Source organism: Bacillus sp. FSL R5-0416 (genome assembly GCF_037975425.1).
Classification (GTDB): domain Bacteria; phylum Bacillota; class Bacilli; order Bacillales; family Bacillaceae; genus Bacillus; species Bacillus subtilis.
In genome coordinates this window covers 15,422-32,500 of sequence record NZ_CP150252.1, presented here as the reverse complement: position 1 = coordinate 32,500, position 17,079 = coordinate 15,422, and the positions used below count along the sequence as shown (strand labels likewise).

Sequence of the window (17,079 nt, the reverse complement as noted above, 5' to 3'; positions counted from 1 at the left end):
ATCACCTGGTTTCGGGTCTACGACCACGTACTCATGCGCCCTATTCAGACTCGCTTTCGCTGCGGCTCCGCATCTTCTGCTTAACCTTGCACGGGATCGTAACTCGCCGGTTCATTCTACAAAAGGCACGCCATCACCCGTTAACGGGCTCTGACTACTTGTAGGCACACGGTTTCAGGATCTCTTTCACTCCCCTTCCGGGGTGCTTTTCACCTTTCCCTCACGGTACTGGTTCACTATCGGTCACTAGGGAGTATTTAGCCTTGGGAGATGGTCCTCCCGGATTCCGACGGAATTTCACGTGTTCCGCCGTACTCAGGATCCACTCAGGAGAGAACGAAGTTTTGACTACAGGGCTGTTACCTCCTATGGCGGGCCTTTCCAGACCTCTTCATCTACCTCGTTCTTTTGTAACTCCGTACAGAGTGTCCTACAACCCCAAGAGGCAAGCCTCTTGGTTTGGGCTAATCCCGTTTCGCTCGCCGCTACTCAGGGAATCGCATTTGCTTTCTCTTCCTCCGGGTACTTAGATGTTTCAGTTCCCCGGGTCTGCCTTCTCATATCCTATGAATTCAGATATGGATACCACTCCATTACGAGTGGTGGGTTTCCCCATTCGGAAATCTCCGGATCAAAGCTTGCTTACAGCTCCCCGAAGCATATCGGTGTTCGTCCCGTCCTTCATCGGCTCCTAGTGCCAAGGCATCCACCGTGCGCCCTTTCTAACTTAACCGTTAAAAAGAATCACTATGTGATATCTTGTGTTACTAATTGAATGTGATGTCTACTGTTATCTAGTTTTCAAAGAACACGTTGGTGGAGCCTAGCGGGATCGAACCGCTGACCTCCTGCGTGCAAAGCAGGCGCTCTCCCAGCTGAGCTAAGGCCCCGTTATATAAGATGGTGGGCCTGAGTGGACTCGAACCACCGACCTCACGCTTATCAGGCGTGCGCTCTAACCAGCTGAGCTACAGGCCCATCTTAACTTATTCAAGGAACAAAGTTCCTTCAAAACTAAACAAGACAGGGAACGTTCTGTTTATAAGACCCAAGGTCTTATATTCCGTAAAATATCCTTAGAAAGGAGGTGATCCAGCCGCACCTTCCGATACGGCTACCTTGTTACGACTTCACCCCAATCATCTGTCCCACCTTCGGCGGCTGGCTCCTAAAAGGTTACCTCACCGACTTCGGGTGTTACAAACTCTCGTGGTGTGACGGGCGGTGTGTACAAGGCCCGGGAACGTATTCACCGCGGCATGCTGATCCGCGATTACTAGCGATTCCAGCTTCACGCAGTCGAGTTGCAGACTGCGATCCGAACTGAGAACAGATTTGTGGGATTGGCTTAACCTCGCGGTTTCGCTGCCCTTTGTTCTGTCCATTGTAGCACGTGTGTAGCCCAGGTCATAAGGGGCATGATGATTTGACGTCATCCCCACCTTCCTCCGGTTTGTCACCGGCAGTCACCTTAGAGTGCCCAACTGAATGCTGGCAACTAAGATCAAGGGTTGCGCTCGTTGCGGGACTTAACCCAACATCTCACGACACGAGCTGACGACAACCATGCACCACCTGTCACTCTGCCCCCGAAGGGGACGTCCTATCTCTAGGATTGTCAGAGGATGTCAAGACCTGGTAAGGTTCTTCGCGTTGCTTCGAATTAAACCACATGCTCCACCGCTTGTGCGGGCCCCCGTCAATTCCTTTGAGTTTCAGTCTTGCGACCGTACTCCCCAGGCGGAGTGCTTAATGCGTTAGCTGCAGCACTAAGGGGCGGAAACCCCCTAACACTTAGCACTCATCGTTTACGGCGTGGACTACCAGGGTATCTAATCCTGTTCGCTCCCCACGCTTTCGCTCCTCAGCGTCAGTTACAGACCAGAGAGTCGCCTTCGCCACTGGTGTTCCTCCACATCTCTACGCATTTCACCGCTACACGTGGAATTCCACTCTCCTCTTCTGCACTCAAGTTCCCCAGTTTCCAATGACCCTCCCCGGTTGAGCCGGGGGCTTTCACATCAGACTTAAGAAACCGCCTGCGAGCCCTTTACGCCCAATAATTCCGGACAACGCTTGCCACCTACGTATTACCGCGGCTGCTGGCACGTAGTTAGCCGTGGCTTTCTGGTTAGGTACCGTCAAGGTACCGCCCTATTCGAACGGTACTTGTTCTTCCCTAACAACAGAGCTTTACGATCCGAAAACCTTCATCACTCACGCGGCGTTGCTCCGTCAGACTTTCGTCCATTGCGGAAGATTCCCTACTGCTGCCTCCCGTAGGAGTCTGGGCCGTGTCTCAGTCCCAGTGTGGCCGATCACCCTCTCAGGTCGGCTACGCATCGTTGCCTTGGTGAGCCGTTACCTCACCAACTAGCTAATGCGCCGCGGGTCCATCTGTAAGTGGTAGCCGAAGCCACCTTTTATGTTTGAACCATGCGGTTCAAACAACCATCCGGTATTAGCCCCGGTTTCCCGGAGTTATCCCAGTCTTACAGGCAGGTTACCCACGTGTTACTCACCCGTCCGCCGCTAACATCAGGGAGCAAGCTCCCATCTGTCCGCTCGACTTGCATGTATTAGGCACGCCGCCAGCGTTCGTCCTGAGCCAGGATCAAACTCTCCGATAAATGGATCACAGGTTAAGTCCACCGCTTCCTGCGGCGACACCTGTGTGACCTGCGTCGTGCAGGCCCTAGTTTGACTGACTACGCACATCGCTGTGCGATTTATAAAAATGAATTAACAGGTACGTTTTGTCTTGTTTAGTTTTCAAAGAACTTTGTTTACCGCTCGTTTAAGCGACTTTATTATCATAACATTTACCGCCGCTACTGTCAACAACTTTTTAGCATTCTCTTTTCAAAAAAGCTGTTCGTCATCAGCGACGTATATTAGAATAACATCTTCAGTTGTCTAAGTCAATACATAATATCAATTAAATGATAAATTGCTTAATGACGACTAACGCAGCTATTCCGGGTATCCCTAAAATTCCGCTGATAGCTGTTGTAACCAGATTAATCGGCACGTGAATGCCAAGACTGCCGCCAAACATATTTACACAAACCAGCAGCAAAGCACCCGCCACAAATTTAACAGCTGTGATGCCAATCCACTTTAAAGGCTTCGCAGCTGAACCTGATAAAAAAAGAAGAATAACCAGTCCTAAAATAATCCCAATAATAAAAATAGGCTCCATGAATCTTCTCATCTCCTTCGCTTGTTCTAGTACAAGCTTATGAGAAGATCCAGGAGTTTAGACCACTTACTTCCACCGGCTGATTTTTAAATTTCGCTGCTTCGCTTCCCTTAAGTAAAAAAAATACTTCGCTTCAGCTACTTTCAGTTCGTATAACACTTCAGCAGACGGTTCTAAGCTTTTTTCAACCAGCTTTTTTTGCCTGTTCCACTCTTCCTTTTGCTTAAAAAGCTGCTCGGTTAGTTTTTCATCAAACTCTCTTCTTAATGTTTTCTTGCGAAGAAAACCCATGGATCGCTTTTTCCTCCTTACAATTCACGTCTTCCTTCAAGTGCTTTAGAAAGAGTGACCTCATCAGCATATTCCAAATCACCGCCGACGGGCAGTCCGTGGGCAATACGGGAGAGCTTAATACCAGACGGCTTGAGGAGCCTTGATATATACATCGCTGTTGCTTCCCCTTCTATATTAGGGTTTGTCGCGAGGATCACTTCTGTCACTTGATCATCCTGTAATCGTTTTAACAATTCTGGTATTTTAATATCCTCCGGTCCGATGCCGTCCATTGGAGAAATAGCGCCGTGAAGAACGTGATACTGTCCGTTGTATTCCTTCATTTTCTCCATAGCGATAACGTCTTTAGGGTCTTGCACAACACAGATAACAGACTTATCCCTGCGCGTATCTTCACATATATAGCAAGGGTCCTGATCTGTAATATGCCCGCAAACTGAACAATATGTCAGGTTGCGTTTCGCATTTACTAATGCTTTCGCAAAATCTAATACTACATCTTCTTTCATACCTAGAACAAAAAAAGCCAGACGAACCGCTGTTTTCGGTCCGATCCCTGGCAATTTCATAAAGCTGTCAATCAGCTTTGATATTGGTTCAGGATATTGCATGTTCTTTTATCCCCCTAGAATAAACCTGGCATGTTCATTCCCTTTGTAAATTGACCCATTGTTTCATTTGTGATTTCGTCAACTTTTTTCAAAGCTTCATTCGTTGCAGCAAGCACTAAATCTTGAAGCATATCAATATCTTCAGGATCAACGACTTCTTCTTTGATGATAACATCCAGGATTTCTTTTTGGCCGTTTGCTTTTACTGTTACCATACCGCCGCCTGCAGTTCCTTCAACAACCTTTTCTGCAAGCTCTTCTTGAGCCTTCGCCATGTCCTTTTGCATTTTTTGCATTTGTTTCATCATTTTTTGCATATTACCCATTCCGCCACGCATAGCATTCACTCTCTTTCATTTTGTTAGTCTTTTATTTCAATTAAATCCGCTCCAACAAGCTTTTTCGCTTCGGCAATAAGCGGGTCTTCTTCAGCCGGTACATTTGATCCTTCATTTTCCTGCTGATGATCTTCTAAAAATTCTTCTCTTATTTTACCCCATTGTGCTTCTGGAACGCCAATCAAATCCATTCTTTTTCCGAGCATCGATTCTAAAATCTGTTCAAGATTAGTCCGGACTCCGTTGTTATCCTCAGCGACCATTTTACAATGAATTTCATATTTGAATTTCAGAACAAATGCCGCCGATCCGGCAGCCACAGGTTCACTGTCATTCAGCAAAGCGGCATGTGATACTTTGTTTTGCTGTTTGAGATGAGCAAGAAGCTTGCCCCAACTGTTTCTGAGCAGATCAAGATCCGGTCTTGTGGCTTCCTTCAAAATCTCATGAATTCTGCCTACTGGCGCTTTGTAATTGGATTTCCCGCCCTTTGGCACACGCGGCGCTTCTTTTTTCGGGCTTTCCGCAGCTGCTTTTATGCCCGTTGTTTTGAGCCGCTCTACTTCCTGTTCGAGCTGCTGGATTTTTTTCATCAGCATATCCACTTCCGGGAGATCAGCAGCAGATTGATGTGAGGTTTGGCAAATCTTCACAACGGCCACTTCGAAAAAGATACGCGGATGATTTGTCCATTTCATTTCCTGATGGCTCTTGTTTAGAATATCAATCATTTCATATAGGGCCTGAGCCGGAATTTGTTCACTTAGTTCCCGGAACGTTTCATCGACTTTTACTTTCTCAAGCACTCCCTCTAAGCCAGGGGCTGTTTTGTACAGCAACATGTCCCTGAAATAGAAAATCATATCTTCTATCAGCTTAGCTGGATCTTTTCCTTGCTGAAGCAATTCATTTAATGTTTCCAGTGCGTCAGAAACGTTTTTATCATGCAGGGATTGTGCAAGCTTCCCGATATATAATTGAGAAACAGCACCCGTAATTAAAAGCGCATCTTCGACTTTCAGGATATCGCCGCTGAATGATATGGCCTGATCAAGAAGGCTCAGGGCATCCCTCATCCCTCCGTCTGCAGCACTCGCGATGATATCCAGCGATCCTTCCTCCACTTGCAGCTGTTCAGCATCAACAATTTTATTCATGCGGCCTACAATCGCTTGGGAGGTAATTCGTTTAAAGTCAAAACGCTGACATCTAGAGATAATGGTTAAAGGAATTTTGTGCGGTTCAGTTGTTGCTAATATGAAGATACAATGCTCAGGCGGCTCTTCTAATGTTTTTAGTAATGCATTAAAAGCGCCGATAGAAAGCATATGCACCTCATCTATGATATATACCTTATATGTGACGGCCGATGGGGCAAACTTCACTTTATCGCGAATGTCACGAATCTCATCAACACCGTTATTAGAAGCGGCGTCAATTTCTATGACATCGGATATTGACCCGTTTGTTATCCCTTTACAGGCCGCACATTCGTTGCATGGCTCATCAACAGGAGCATGTTCACAGTTGACAGCCTTAGCAAATATTTTGGCTGCACTGGTTTTTCCGGTTCCTCTTGGCCCGGAAAACAGATAGGCGTGAGAAAACTTTTTTTGCAAAAGGGCATTTTGCAGCGTTTTTGTAATGTGTTCTTGTCCGACCACATCTTCAAAGCGCTGAGGCCTGAATACTCGATATAAAGCTTGGTAACTCACGGGTTTGCCCTCCTCCGTTATTCATCATTCCCATTATACATGAACCTTGTTTCGATTCCAAAAGCTCTTTTTACATAACAAAAAACTCACCTAATGTTAGGTGAGTCTGAAAATTTGATGATTGATTTACCGTGCACCTTCTGTCGATTCGCTACCCTAAGCGTTACTTAAGCAGTTAGCTCGGCCCAGGCAACCCTGCGGCACATGAGAGGTTTCACTTAATGCTGCTTCCTTCCGGACCTGACATGGTTCATGAATTCCCATTGCGCAGGACCCAAACGTCAACACCACTTACTTAAGGCAGGCCTTAAAGTAAACGAACCTCGAGAAGGGATTCGGCCCTGCTAGAGCGGATTGCAGGTACAGGGCACCGCTACCTCCCCGCTTAGCACGGCAAAATAAATATCAAATTTTATGTTGCATCTATTACGATGCACACTTAAGTATATCTGTTTCCCCTAAAAATTGCAACCGTACTATTCAGACAAGTTTTTCCTGGCGGCTTTCTTCTTTTTTCTTAGTTCTCTGAAAAACGCACTGAGCATTCCGCCGCATTCTTCCTCAAGTACACCGCTCACCACTTCAGCCTGATGATTAAAGCGTTCCTCCTGAAGAAGGTTCATTAGCGTACCTGAACAGCCGCCTTTCGGATCAAATGCGCCAAAAACCACTTTTTCCACTCGAGAAAGTACGACGGCACCAGCACACATTGGACAAGGCTCAAGCGTCACATAAAGAGTCGCACCTTCCAGCCGCCATGTTCCGAGTGCCTTACACGCTTCATCAATTACAAGCATTTCTGCATGGGCAATAGATCGTTGCTCAGTCTCTCTTAAATTATGTGCACGCGCTATAATTTCATCATTAACGACAAGCACCGCACCTATTGGCACTTCACCTTTCTCTTCAGCCTTTTTCGCTTCTTTAATTGCTTCTTTCATATAAAGTTCATCTTGTGTCATAAGGATAAGCTCTCTTTTCAAAGTTTTTTCATCGCCTAAAAAGGCTACATATTAACTATAACTGAAACGGAAAGGAGACTGTCGATTGTCCAAAGCAGATACAGCCCTTCTCATTGTAGACATGATCAATAATTTTGAATTCGATATGGGAGAAACCCTCGCTAAAAAAACAGAAAAAATCGTTCCTCATATTTTATCATTAAAGGAGCACGCGAGACAAAATGAATGGCCGATTATTTACATCAATGATCATTATGGACTTTGGCAAGCTGACATTAAAAACATTCAGCAAGAATGCACAAATGAAAGAAGCAAGGATATCATCACAAAGATAGCTCCGGAAGATGCTGATTATTTTTTAATCAAACCGAAACATTCCGCTTTCTACGAAACTGCACTTCACACCCTTCTTACTGAGTTGCAGGTGAGACATATTATCTTAACAGGTATAGCCGGCAATATATGTGTGCTGTTTACTGCTAATGACGCTTATATGAGGGAATACAGCATCACGATTCCTAAGGACTGTATCGCGTCAAACAGTGACGAAGATAACGAATTCGCCTTAACTATGATGGAGAATGTTCTTTTCGCAGAAATTACGACGGAAGAACAAATTACAGAAAAATAAACATGATCAGCGCTTTTCTTTCATACATTGATAGCGATATGAAAGGAGGCGTTTTTCATTCAAATTTATGTGGTAAAACAAGGCGACACTCTTTCTGCTATCGCTTCACAATACAGAACAACCGCAAATGAGATCGCTGAAACGAATGAAATACCGAATCCCGACAGCCTTGTTGTCGGACAAACCATTGTCATTCCAATAGCTGGCCAGTTCTATGATGTGAAGCGAGGTGATACCCTGACATCTATCGCCCGGCAGTTCAATACAACGGCAGCCGAGCTCGCAAGGGTTAACCGCATCCAGTTAAATACCGTGCTTCAGATTGGTTTCCGTTTATACATTCCACCATCTTCTAAACGAGACATCGAATCAAATGCTTATTTGGAGCCCCGAGGAAATCAAATCAGCGAAAATCTCCAGCAGGCGGCCAGAGAAGCGTCGCCCTACTTAACGTACCTTGGCGCATTCAGCTTCCAGGCACAGCGTAACGGAACCTTAGTCGCACCGCCTTTAACGAATTTAAGGAGCATTACAGAAAGTCAAAATACAACATTGATGATGATTATAACGAACCTAGAAAACCAAGCATTCAGCGATGAACTTGGCCGGATCCTTTTGAACGACGAAACTGTAAAAAGACGGCTTCTAAATGAAATAGTCGAGAATGCCAGAAGATATGGCTTCCGTGACATTCATTTCGACTTTGAATATTTGCGGCCCCAGGATAGAGAGGCTTATAATCAATTCCTCCGCGAAGCAAGGGATCTTTTTCATCGAGAGGGCTTAGAAATTTCTACGGCTCTTGCTCCTAAAACAAGTGCAACACAGCAGGGCAGATGGTATGAAGCTCATGATTACAGGGCACATGGCCAAATTGTCGACTTTGTTGTTCTCATGACATATGAATGGGGCTATAGCGGCGGGCCGCCTCAAGCGGTTTCTCCAATTGGACCTGTCCGTGATGTCATAGAATATGCTTTGACTGAAATGCCTGCGAACAAAATTGTCATGGGCCAGAATTTATATGGATATGACTGGACGCTGCCATATACAGCAGGAGGAACTCCGGCAAGAGCAGTAAGCCCTCAGCAAGCCATTGTCATAGCTGATCAGAACAATGCTTCCATTCAGTATGACCAAACCGCTCAAGCTCCTTTCTTCCGCTATACTGATGCAGAAAACAGAAGGCACGAGGTATGGTTCGAGGATGCCCGCTCGATTCAAGCAAAATTCAATCTGATTAAAGAGCTGAATTTAAGAGGCATCAGCTATTGGAAGCTGGGTCTTTCCTTTCCACAAAACTGGCTGCTGCTGTCTGATCAATTTAATGTTGTCAAAAAGACGTTTCGATAATTTGGAAACGTCTTTTTTTCATGGGGGTACCCAAGGGTTATGATACAATATGAAGGTCGGTAACTGACGCACGTTTTTCAGATATAAGGAGGATTCCGATGAATACAGCCCCTTTTATTGCAATAGAAGGTCCTATCGGGGCAGGAAAAACAACTCTCGCAACGATGCTCTCACAAGAATTCGGATTCCCTATGATCAATGAGATTGTAGAGGATAACCCGTACCTTGATAAGTTTTATGACAATATAGAGGAATGGAGCTTCCAGCTCGAGATGTTTTTTCTTTGTCACAGATACAAACAGCTTGAAGACACCAGTGATCACTTTTTAAAAAAGGGACAGCCTGTAATAGCTGATTATCATATTTATAAAAATGTGATTTTTGCGGAACGCACCTTGTCTCCACATCAGCTGGAAAAATACAAAAAGATATATCACCTGCTAACGGATGATCTGCCAAAGCCGAATTTCATCATTTACATAAAGGCCAGTCTGCCTACATTGCTACACCGCATTGAAAAACGCGGGCGCCCCTTTGAGAAAAAAATTGAAACTAGCTATTTGGAGCAGCTGATTTCAGATTATGAAGTCGCCATCAAGCAGCTGCAGGAAGCAGACCCTGAACTTACAGTGTTAACCGTAGATGGTGATTCAAAGGATTTCGTTTTGAATAAGAGCGACTTTGAACGCATTGCCGCCCATGTAAAGGAGCTTATCGTATGAAGGAACATCATATCCCTAAGAGTTCAATTATTACAGTAGCAGGAACAGTAGGTGTCGGAAAATCGACTTTAACAAAAACTTTAGCTAAACGGCTTGGATTTAAAACATCTTTGGAGGAAGTCGATCATAATCCATATTTGGAAAAGTTCTATCATGATTTTGAACGTTGGAGCTTTCACCTTCAAATTTACTTCTTAGCTGAACGCTTCAAAGAACAGAAAACAATTTTTGAAGCCGGTGGAGGTTTTGTACAGGATCGTTCGATTTATGAAGATACAGGAATTTTCGCAAAAATGCATGCTGATAAAGGGACAATGTCAAAGGTTGATTATAAGACTTACACAAGCCTTTTCGAAGCAATGGTAATGACACCGTATTTCCCACACCCAGATGTGTTGATCTATTTAGAAGGAGATCTGGAGAACATTTTAAACCGGATTGAACAACGCGGCCGTGAGATGGAGCTTCAGACAAGCAGGTCTTATTGGGAAGAAATGCATACACGATACGAGAACTGGATAAGCGGTTTTAATGCCTGCCCTGTTTTAAAACTTCGCATTGAAGATTATGATCTTCTGAACGACGAAAACTCGATTGAAAATATTGTAGATCAAATTGCTTCAGTTATTCATGATAATCAAAAAAAGTGAATCTCAGTCGAGATTCACTTTTTCTTTAAAATAAAAAATCCGCCGCACCGAATGCAACGGACAAAACAATCTCCAATATATGCTTGTGTTTCATTAGAATTAAAATCAATATGGCGGAGGAAGAGGGATTCGAACCCCCGCGGGCTTTGACACCCCTGTCGGTTTTCAAGACCGATCCCTTCAGCCGGACTTGGGTATTCCTCCGTATCGACAAGACTTACTATATCACGTATGTTCTCGTGTGGTCAAGCATTTTTAAAAACTTTTTTTGTTTTTATGAAAATGCCGTGTTTACATAAGCAAAAAGGCGCACCTTGTCAGGCACGCCTTTCCATAATTTACGGTTTCATTACTTCTCTATTCCCCATATAAGGACGGAGCACTTTCGGAATCACAACGCTTCCGTCTTCCTGCTGATAATTTTCTAAGATAGCGGCAACTGTTCTTCCAACCGCCAGTCCTGAACCGTTCAGTGTGTGTACATGCTCAGGCTTGCCTTTAGCTTCACGTCTGAAACGAATATTCGCACGTCTCGCCTGGAACGCTTCGAAGTTGCTGCAAGAAGAGATTTCTCGATATGTGTCTTGGCTTGGAATCCAAACTTCGATATCGTATTTTTTCGCAGCCGTAAAGCCTAAGTCACCCGTACACATGCTCATGACACGGTATGGAAGCTCAAGCAGCTGAAGAACCCGTTCTGCTTGGTTTGTAAGCTTCTCTAATTCTTCATAAGAATCTTCAGGCTTCACAAACTTTACAAGCTCAACTTTATTAAATTGGTGCTGACGAATTAATCCGCGTGTGTCACGTCCTGCTGAACCAGCTTCAGAACGGAAGCAAGCACTGAATGCCGCATAGTTGATCGGCAGGCTGTCACCTGAAAGGATTTCATCGCGATGCATGTTTGTAATCGGCACTTCCGCCGTTGGAATTAAGAAATAATCTTCTTCTCTGATTTTAAATGCATCCTCTTCAAATTTAGGAAGCTGCCCCGTTCCCGTCATGCTTGCGCGGTTTACCATATATGGCGGGATCACTTCAGTGTAGTTATACTCATCCACATGCAGATCAAGCATAAAGTTATAAAGCGCACGCTCCAGACGAGCACCTAAGCCTTTATAGAACACGAAACGGCTTCCTGTTACTTTGGCAGCACGTTCAAAATCCAGAATACCCAGCTCATCCGCAATATCCCAGTGCGGCTTCGGCTCATAAGCAAATGAAGGCTTTTCACCCCATTTACGCACTTCTACGTTGTCGTCTTCTGTTTCACCGACAGGTACAGACTCATGCGGAATATTCGGGATTGAGAGAAGGATTGTATCAAGCTCAGCTTCCACTGTTCGCAATTCTTCATCAAGCTTTTTAATTTCCTCGCCGACTTCACGCATTTCTTTAATAATGTGATCCGCGTCTTTTTTCTCACGCTTCAGCACAGCAACCTGCTGAGAAACTTCATTTCGTTTTCCTTTTAACTCTTCAACCTTGCCGATAAGCTCTCTTCGTCTATCATCCAGCGCCTCAAACTTATCAAAATCAGTTAAGTCTTCGCCTTTGTGTACAAGCTTTGCTTTAATTTCTTGAAAATTTGCTCTCAGCATTTTCGTATCAAGCATGCGAAACACTCCTTTTTTTATTGATTTGTCGAAAATAAAAAGAGCCCTCATCCCCATAAAGGGACGAGAGCTCTCGCGTTGCCACCCTGATTGAAAACAAATCAAAGACTCGTTTTCCACTTTCAAACATAACGGTTATCCCGTAAATGCCTACTTGTTTCAGCATTTCGCTCAAGGATGGATTCAGACAGCATCTTTCACCGATTCGCACCAACCATCGGCTCTCTTAGAAAGAGAGGCTCCCTACTAGTTCCTATCAACGCTTTTCGATCTTTATTTGTGCTTATAATGTACTATAAGTTTCCACAGCTTTCAACTGTTTTATACAAGTGCCTTTTGCTTATATTCCTCAACCATTTCAACAAACAGCTGTGTCACTCGGTGATCTTCTGTCAGCTCCGGATGGAATGAGCAGCCAAGGAATTGCCCCTGTTTCGCGGCTACAATACGACCATTATGCTCCGATAGAACTTCAACATTTTCACCAGCTTTTAAAATATGCGGAGCACGGATGAATACCCCTGTAAAAGGCTCGTCCAAGCCTTTAATTGTTAAATCAGCTTCAAAGCTGTCAACCTGCCGGCCAAATGAATTACGTTCTACAACCACATTCAGAAGACCTAAATGAGGATTATCTGAACCGGCAATTTCTTTTGCTAATATAATTAATCCGGCACATGTTCCAAACATCGGTTTGCCCTGAGCAGCGAATTCACGAAGCGGCTCCATGAATTGATACGTATCGATCAAACGGCGCATCGTCGTGCTCTCACCGCCCGGCAAAATCAACCCGTCAACTTCGTTCAGCTGCTCCGGACGTTTTACGACAAGACCAGCCACGCCGCATGCTTCAATCGCATGGATGTGCTCTCTAACTGCTCCTTGAAGTCCTAGTACACCTATTGTTAACATGTCAGCAGCGCTCCTATGTTCTTACCAGCCGCGTTCTTGCATACGCTGTTCTGGAAGTAAGTTTGAGATTTCAATCCCTTTCATTGCAGTACCAAGCTCTTTTGACAACTCAGCGATCAATTTGTAATCAGTAAAGTGAGTTGTTGCTTCCACAATTGCTTTCGCAAATTTAGCAGGGTTGTCTGATTTGAAAATACCAGAACCAACAAATACTCCGTCAGCACCAAGCTGCATCATGAGAGCAGCATCAGCTGGAGTTGCTACGCCGCCAGCGGCAAAGTTAACGACAGGAAGCTTGCCGTCTTTTTTAATTTGAAGAAGAAGCTCGTAAGGAGCACCTAGGTTTTTCGCTTCTGTCATTAGTTCATCCTCACTCATCGCAACTACTTTGCGCACTTGAGCGTTAACTTTGCGCATATGGCGAACAGCCTCAACAATATTACCTGTTCCAGGCTCACCTTTTGTGCGAAGCATAGAAGCACCTTCCGCAATACGGCGTGTTGCTTCACCAAGATCACGGCAGCCACAGACAAAAGGAACTGTGTATTCATTTTTATTTAAATGAAATTCTTCGTCAGCTGGCGTCAGAACTTCACTTTCATCAATATAGTCAACACCCATAGCTTCAAGCACACGCGCTTCAACAATATGTCCTATACGCGCTTTTGCCATTACCGGGATAGATACTGCATTCATTACTTCTTCCACGATTGTAGGGTCCGCCATACGGGCAACTCCTCCAGCCGCGCGAATATCTGCTGGCACACGTTCTAGCGCCATTACAGCGACAGCTCCAGCTTCTTCAGCGATTTTCGCTTGTTCCGCATTGATGACGTCCATAATGACGCCGCCTTTTTGCATTTCTGCCATTCCGCGTTTTACACGTTCAGTACCTGTTTGAGCCATTTCTTGGTCCCCCTAATCAAGGTATAGTTATATGATTTCTAATCCTTATTGTATCCTAGAAATCCAATAATTCATATGGATATATACTATTTTATTCGGTTTTTAGCGCTTTGAAAATCATTTTTTATTAAAAATTGGGTTTTTTCAGTATATTACGCGAAAGAGCCCTAACATCCATCAGAGCTCTTTCAATTGATTAAAACCAGCCGGTTACCGTATCAACAATGCTTCCCCAAATTCCGGCAAAAAATCCGCCGATACTGCGCATTGTCAAAACAAACCAGTTTGCTTTTTCTACATTTTCTTTTGTAACAAGGTCTACGCCAGCCAGATCGCTGTTAAGGAATCCGTAATCCTTTTCATCACCTGTGTATTCCGCAGTCAGCTTCCCAACCTTGGTTCCTTTTTTCACAGGAGCAGTTAAGTTGTCTTTATTCAGTGTGACCTTCGCTTTGTAATTCTTTTCTTCACCATTTTTGACAGGAAGAGAGAACGCCTTGTTTGTCACAATGCCTACTTCTTTCTCTTTACCCTTATCAACTGAAATTGTTTTATGGCCTTTTACTTGATCGCCTTCAGCATAAATTTCTTTCATGGAGAAATTGTCGAAAGCATAATCAAACATTTTCTTCGTTTCATCGAAACGGCCTGTATGAAGGTTGCCCTTTGCGTTTAAAACAACAGTGATGACACGCATACCGTTGCGTTCAGCTGTTCCTGTAAAGCATGAACCCGCAGAGTCAGTAGAACCTGTTTTCAGTCCGTCTACAGTCGCTTTTTTATACTCGCTGACAAGCCCCTTCAGCATAAAATTCCAGTTCGGCATGTCCATTTCATCATCGGTGCCTTCTCGGAATTTCGTTTTGGCGATACTGGAAGTCTCCAGTATCTCAGGGTAATCAGTAATCAAGTGATCCGCAAGAATCGCCATATCCTTTGCAGAAACTTCACTTTCTTCATTTACGCTTGTCCCCTCAGGCTGATGCCCGTGAAGATCTTTGTTTTCAAGACCTGTTGCGTTAACAAATTTGTAATCTGTTAAGCCTAGTTCTTTTGCTTTTGCATTCATTTTTTCAACAAACTTAGTTTCAGAACCGGCAACGATTTCTGCAATCGCAATAGCAGCAGCATTTGCAGAATAAATTGCTGTAGCTTGATATAATTCTTTTACTGTGTATTTCCCGTCTTTCCGAAGAGGAACGTTTGATAAGCTGTTATCTTGGGAAATTTCATACACATAGTCATCAGGCGTATAGGTTTGGTCCCATTTCACTTTACCTTGATCAATTGCTTCCAATAACAGATACTCTGTCATCATTTTTGTCATACTCGCAATTGGCAGTCTCTTATCTGCATTTTTACTGTAAAGAATTTTACCTGAAGAAGCTTCGATCATAATAGCAGCAGATGCATTGATATCAATTGGATCGCTGGCTGCTTTTGCTTTTGACATTGGAGCCAGACACGTGACAGCTAGAGTTAACACAACCAATGACATCAGTAGCTGTTTACATTTCTTGATGTTCAATCGTACGACCTCCGTATTTCATTTTCTTCATCTATAATTAAGCCGTTAAGGACATTTTCAATGCACAACAGTATAAATTTTATCATAATCAGTATAAAAAAAATAGACAGAGTCAGAGACCCTGTCAAATGTTTTTAATTTGTAACAATTTATTATGAAATTGTATAGTTAGGTGATTCTTTTGTAATCTGTACGTCATGCGGATGGCTTTCGCGAAGTCCTGCGCCAGTCATGCGAATGAACTGAGCTTCTTCTCTTAGCGCACGCAGATCTTTGGACCCGCAATACCCCATACCAGAACGAAGACCTCCGACTAGCTGATAAACGGTTTCTTCAACTGGTCCTTTGTAAGGTGTGCGTCCTTCAATTCCTTCAGGAACAAATTTTTTGTTTTCTTCTTGGAAGTAACGGTCTTTACTTCCTTTTTCCATTGCAGCAACTGATCCCATGCCGCGGTATACCTTAAATCTTCTGCCTTGGTAGATTTCAGTTTCACCAGGGCTTTCTGATGTGCCTGCAAGCAAGCTTCCGAGCATAACAGCATGTCCGCCGGCTGCCAATGCTTTAGTGATATCGCCAGAGAATTTAATCCCACCGTCGGCTATGATTGTTTTGCCGTGTTTTCTTGCTTCAGTCGCACAATCATAAATTGCTGTAATTTGTGGAACACCGACGCCGGCTACAACACGTGTAGTACAAATTGAGCCAGGTCCTATTCCAACTTTGACAACGTCTGCTCCAGCTTCGATAAGCGCTCTTGTCGCTTCAGCTGTTGCCACGTTTCCAGCAATAATGTTTAATTCGGGATACGTTTCACGGATTTTTGTGACTGTGTTTAAAACGCCTTGAGAGTGTCCGTGAGCTGTATCGATAACAATCACATCAACATTGGCTTCAACAAGCTTTTTGACGCGAGTCATTGTATCGCCAGTTACACCAACTGCCGCGCCAACGATCAGGCGGCCGTGAATGTCTTTAGATGAGTTCGGAAACTCAATGACTTTTTCAATGTCTTTAATTGTGATAAGACCTTTTAATTTATTCTGGTCGTCTACGAGAGGAAGCTTTTCAATTTTATGTTTCTGCAAAATCTTTTCAGCTTCATCCAGAGTAGTTCCTACAGATGCAGTAACTAGCTCTTCTTTCGTCATGACATCGCTGATTTTCATTGAGTAGTCAGAAATAAAACGAAGGTCACGGTTTGTAATAATTCCAACAAGCTTCTGGTCTTCTTCGTTATTTACAATCGGAACACCGGAAATTCTGTATTTCCCCATCAAATGCTCCGCATCAAATACTTGGTGATCAGGAGTTAAAAAGAAGGGATTTGTGATAACGCCGCGCTCAGAACGCTTTACTTTATCAACTTGTTCAGCCTGCTGTTCAATGGACATATTTTTGTGAATGATGCCCAAGCCGCCCTGTCTTGCCATTGCAATTGCCATTGCTGATTCTGTTACAGTGTCCATACCTGCGCTGATGACAGGAATATTTAGCTTTAACGTTTTTGTAAGTTCTACAGATAAATCCACATCACGCGGAAGTACCTCAGACTTTGCTGGTACAAGCAGCACATCGTCGAACGTTAAGCCTTCTTTTGAAAATTTACTTTCCCACATTAGTAAATCCCCCTCTTTTC

15 protein-coding genes, 3 tRNA genes, 2 rRNA genes, 1 other RNA gene and 1 other annotated feature (1 of these 22 running past the window's edge) are annotated in these 17,079 nt (G+C 44.0%); of the genes, 4 read left to right on the top strand and 17 right to left on the bottom strand.

The annotated features are described in order from the left end of the window. From NYE20_RS00170 to tadA, 11 genes are all read right to left on the bottom strand, one after another. Positions 1–733: ribosomal RNA gene (locus tag NYE20_RS00170) — 23S ribosomal RNA — on the bottom strand (it extends 2,195 nt beyond the left edge of the window). Positions 734–814: 81 nt separating this feature from the next. Beyond that, a tRNA-Ala gene (locus tag NYE20_RS00165) sits at positions 815–890 on the bottom strand. Positions 891–901: 11 nt separating this feature from the next. Continuing rightward, positions 902–978 (bottom strand) — tRNA-Ile (locus NYE20_RS00160). A gap of 102 nt (positions 979–1,080) precedes the next feature. Then, positions 1,081–2,630: ribosomal RNA gene (locus NYE20_RS00155) — 16S ribosomal RNA — on the bottom strand. The 16S and 23S rRNA genes sit together here with 2 tRNA genes alongside, the layout of an rRNA operon. Before the next feature lie 308 nt (positions 2,631–2,938). Further along, positions 2,939–3,202, bottom strand: coding sequence for a sigma-K factor-processing regulator BofA (gene bofA, locus NYE20_RS00150; protein ID WP_003225421.1), 264 nt, complete (start codon positions 3,200–3,202; stop codon positions 2,939–2,941). Positions 3,203–3,268: 66 nt separating this feature from the next. Then, complete coding sequence (locus tag NYE20_RS00145) at positions 3,269–3,493, bottom strand: YaaL family protein (protein ID WP_003242387.1); 225 nt, start codon at positions 3,491–3,493, stop codon at positions 3,269–3,271. Positions 3,494–3,510: 17 nt separating this feature from the next. Then, positions 3,511–4,107 (bottom strand): recombination protein RecR, encoded by a 597-nt coding sequence (gene recR / locus NYE20_RS00140; RefSeq protein WP_003225425.1) that lies wholly within the window; start codon positions 4,105–4,107, stop codon positions 3,511–3,513. A 14-nt stretch (positions 4,108–4,121) separates the two neighbouring features. Next, positions 4,122–4,445, bottom strand: a complete 324-nt coding sequence (locus NYE20_RS00135; protein WP_003225427.1) for a YbaB/EbfC family nucleoid-associated protein — start codon at positions 4,443–4,445, stop codon at positions 4,122–4,124. Positions 4,446–4,468: 23 nt separating this feature from the next. Further along, on the bottom strand, positions 4,469–6,160 hold the full coding sequence (gene dnaX / locus NYE20_RS00130; protein WP_015253021.1) for a DNA polymerase III subunit gamma/tau: 1,692 nt from the start codon (positions 6,158–6,160) through the stop codon (positions 4,469–4,471). A gap of 129 nt (positions 6,161–6,289) precedes the next feature. Beyond that, positions 6,290–6,554: signal recognition particle sRNA large type (ffs, locus tag NYE20_RS00125), an RNA gene on the bottom strand. An 82-nt stretch (positions 6,555–6,636) separates the two neighbouring features. Further along, positions 6,637–7,122, bottom strand: coding sequence for a tRNA adenosine(34) deaminase TadA (tadA, locus tag NYE20_RS00120; protein WP_003226784.1), 486 nt, complete (start codon positions 7,120–7,122; stop codon positions 6,637–6,639). Positions 7,123–7,207: 85 nt separating this feature from the next. On the opposite strand from tadA, the gene NYE20_RS00115 reads away from it, so the two are divergent. From NYE20_RS00115 to dck, 4 genes are all read left to right on the top strand, one after another. Then, positions 7,208–7,753, top strand: coding sequence for an isochorismatase family cysteine hydrolase (locus NYE20_RS00115; protein ID WP_003226786.1), 546 nt, complete (start codon positions 7,208–7,210; stop codon positions 7,751–7,753). 69 nt (positions 7,754–7,822) lie between these two features. Next, positions 7,823–9,106 carry a glycoside hydrolase family 18 protein gene (locus NYE20_RS00110; RefSeq protein WP_161621073.1) on the top strand — a complete coding sequence of 428 codons (1,284 nt, stop codon included), beginning with the start codon at positions 7,823–7,825 and terminating at the stop codon, positions 9,104–9,106. A 98-nt stretch (positions 9,107–9,204) separates the two neighbouring features. Then, entirely contained in the window at positions 9,205–9,828 is a 624-nt protein-coding gene (gene dgk / locus NYE20_RS00105) for a deoxyguanosine kinase (protein ID WP_003226790.1), read from the top strand. After that, positions 9,825–10,478 (top strand): deoxyadenosine/deoxycytidine kinase, encoded by a 654-nt coding sequence (dck, locus tag NYE20_RS00100; protein ID WP_339184154.1) that lies wholly within the window; start codon positions 9,825–9,827, stop codon positions 10,476–10,478. The genes dgk and dck overlap by 4 nt, the downstream gene beginning before the upstream one ends. A gap of 111 nt (positions 10,479–10,589) precedes the next feature. Here dck and NYE20_RS00095 read toward each other — a convergent pair. From NYE20_RS00095 to guaB, 6 genes are all read right to left on the bottom strand, one after another. Next, positions 10,590–10,682: transfer RNA gene (locus NYE20_RS00095), tRNA-Ser, on the bottom strand. 134 nt (positions 10,683–10,816) lie between these two features. Beyond that, a complete protein-coding gene (serS, locus tag NYE20_RS00090; RefSeq protein ID WP_003247131.1) occupies positions 10,817–12,094 on the bottom strand; it encodes a serine--tRNA ligase in 1,278 nt (425 codons plus the stop codon). Between the two features lie 56 nt (positions 12,095–12,150). Continuing rightward, positions 12,151–12,363 (bottom strand) — a binding site (T-box leader). 52 nt (positions 12,364–12,415) lie between these two features. Beyond that, positions 12,416–13,006: a pyridoxal 5'-phosphate synthase glutaminase subunit PdxT gene (gene pdxT, locus NYE20_RS00085; protein WP_049139618.1), complete on the bottom strand. Its 591-nt coding sequence runs from the start codon at positions 13,004–13,006 to the stop codon at positions 12,416–12,418. Positions 13,007–13,027: 21 nt separating this feature from the next. Next, a complete protein-coding gene (pdxS, locus tag NYE20_RS00080) occupies positions 13,028–13,912 on the bottom strand; it encodes a pyridoxal 5'-phosphate synthase lyase subunit PdxS (RefSeq protein WP_003247145.1) in 885 nt (294 codons plus the stop codon). 196 nt (positions 13,913–14,108) lie between these two features. Continuing rightward, positions 14,109–15,440, bottom strand: a complete 1,332-nt coding sequence (dacA, locus tag NYE20_RS00075) for a D-alanyl-D-alanine carboxypeptidase (protein ID WP_015482683.1) — start codon at positions 15,438–15,440, stop codon at positions 14,109–14,111. A 152-nt stretch (positions 15,441–15,592) separates the two neighbouring features. Next, positions 15,593–17,059 carry an IMP dehydrogenase gene (gene guaB, locus NYE20_RS00070; protein WP_003226803.1) on the bottom strand — a complete coding sequence of 489 codons (1,467 nt, stop codon included), beginning with the start codon at positions 17,057–17,059 and terminating at the stop codon, positions 15,593–15,595. Positions 17,060–17,079: the final 20 nt, after the last annotated feature.

Coding starts and splice junctions, on each gene's coding strand:
- bofA (WP_003225421.1), bottom strand. CDS start 3,202: ATGGAGCCTATTTTTATTATTGGGATTATTTTAGGACTGGTTATTCTT.
- NYE20_RS00145 (WP_003242387.1), bottom strand. CDS start 3,493: ATGGGTTTTCTTCGCAAGAAAACATTAAGAAGAGAGTTTGATGAAAAA.
- recR (WP_003225425.1), bottom strand. CDS start 4,107: ATGCAATATCCTGAACCAATATCAAAGCTGATTGACAGCTTTATGAAA.
- NYE20_RS00135 (WP_003225427.1), bottom strand. CDS start 4,445: ATGCGTGGCGGAATGGGTAATATGCAAAAAATGATGAAACAAATGCAA.
- tadA (WP_003226784.1), bottom strand. CDS start 7,122: ATGACACAAGATGAACTTTATATGAAAGAAGCAATTAAAGAAGCGAAA.
- dgk (WP_003226790.1), top strand. CDS start 9,205: ATGAATACAGCCCCTTTTATTGCAATAGAAGGTCCTATCGGGGCAGGA.
- dck (WP_339184154.1), top strand. CDS start 9,825: ATGAAGGAACATCATATCCCTAAGAGTTCAATTATTACAGTAGCAGGA.
- serS (WP_003247131.1), bottom strand. CDS start 12,094: ATGCTTGATACGAAAATGCTGAGAGCAAATTTTCAAGAAATTAAAGCA.
- pdxT (WP_049139618.1), bottom strand. CDS start 13,006: ATGTTAACAATAGGTGTACTAGGACTTCAAGGAGCAGTTAGAGAGCAC.
- pdxS (WP_003247145.1), bottom strand. CDS start 13,912: ATGGCTCAAACAGGTACTGAACGTGTAAAACGCGGAATGGCAGAAATG.
- guaB (WP_003226803.1), bottom strand. CDS start 17,059: ATGTGGGAAAGTAAATTTTCAAAAGAAGGCTTAACGTTCGACGATGTG.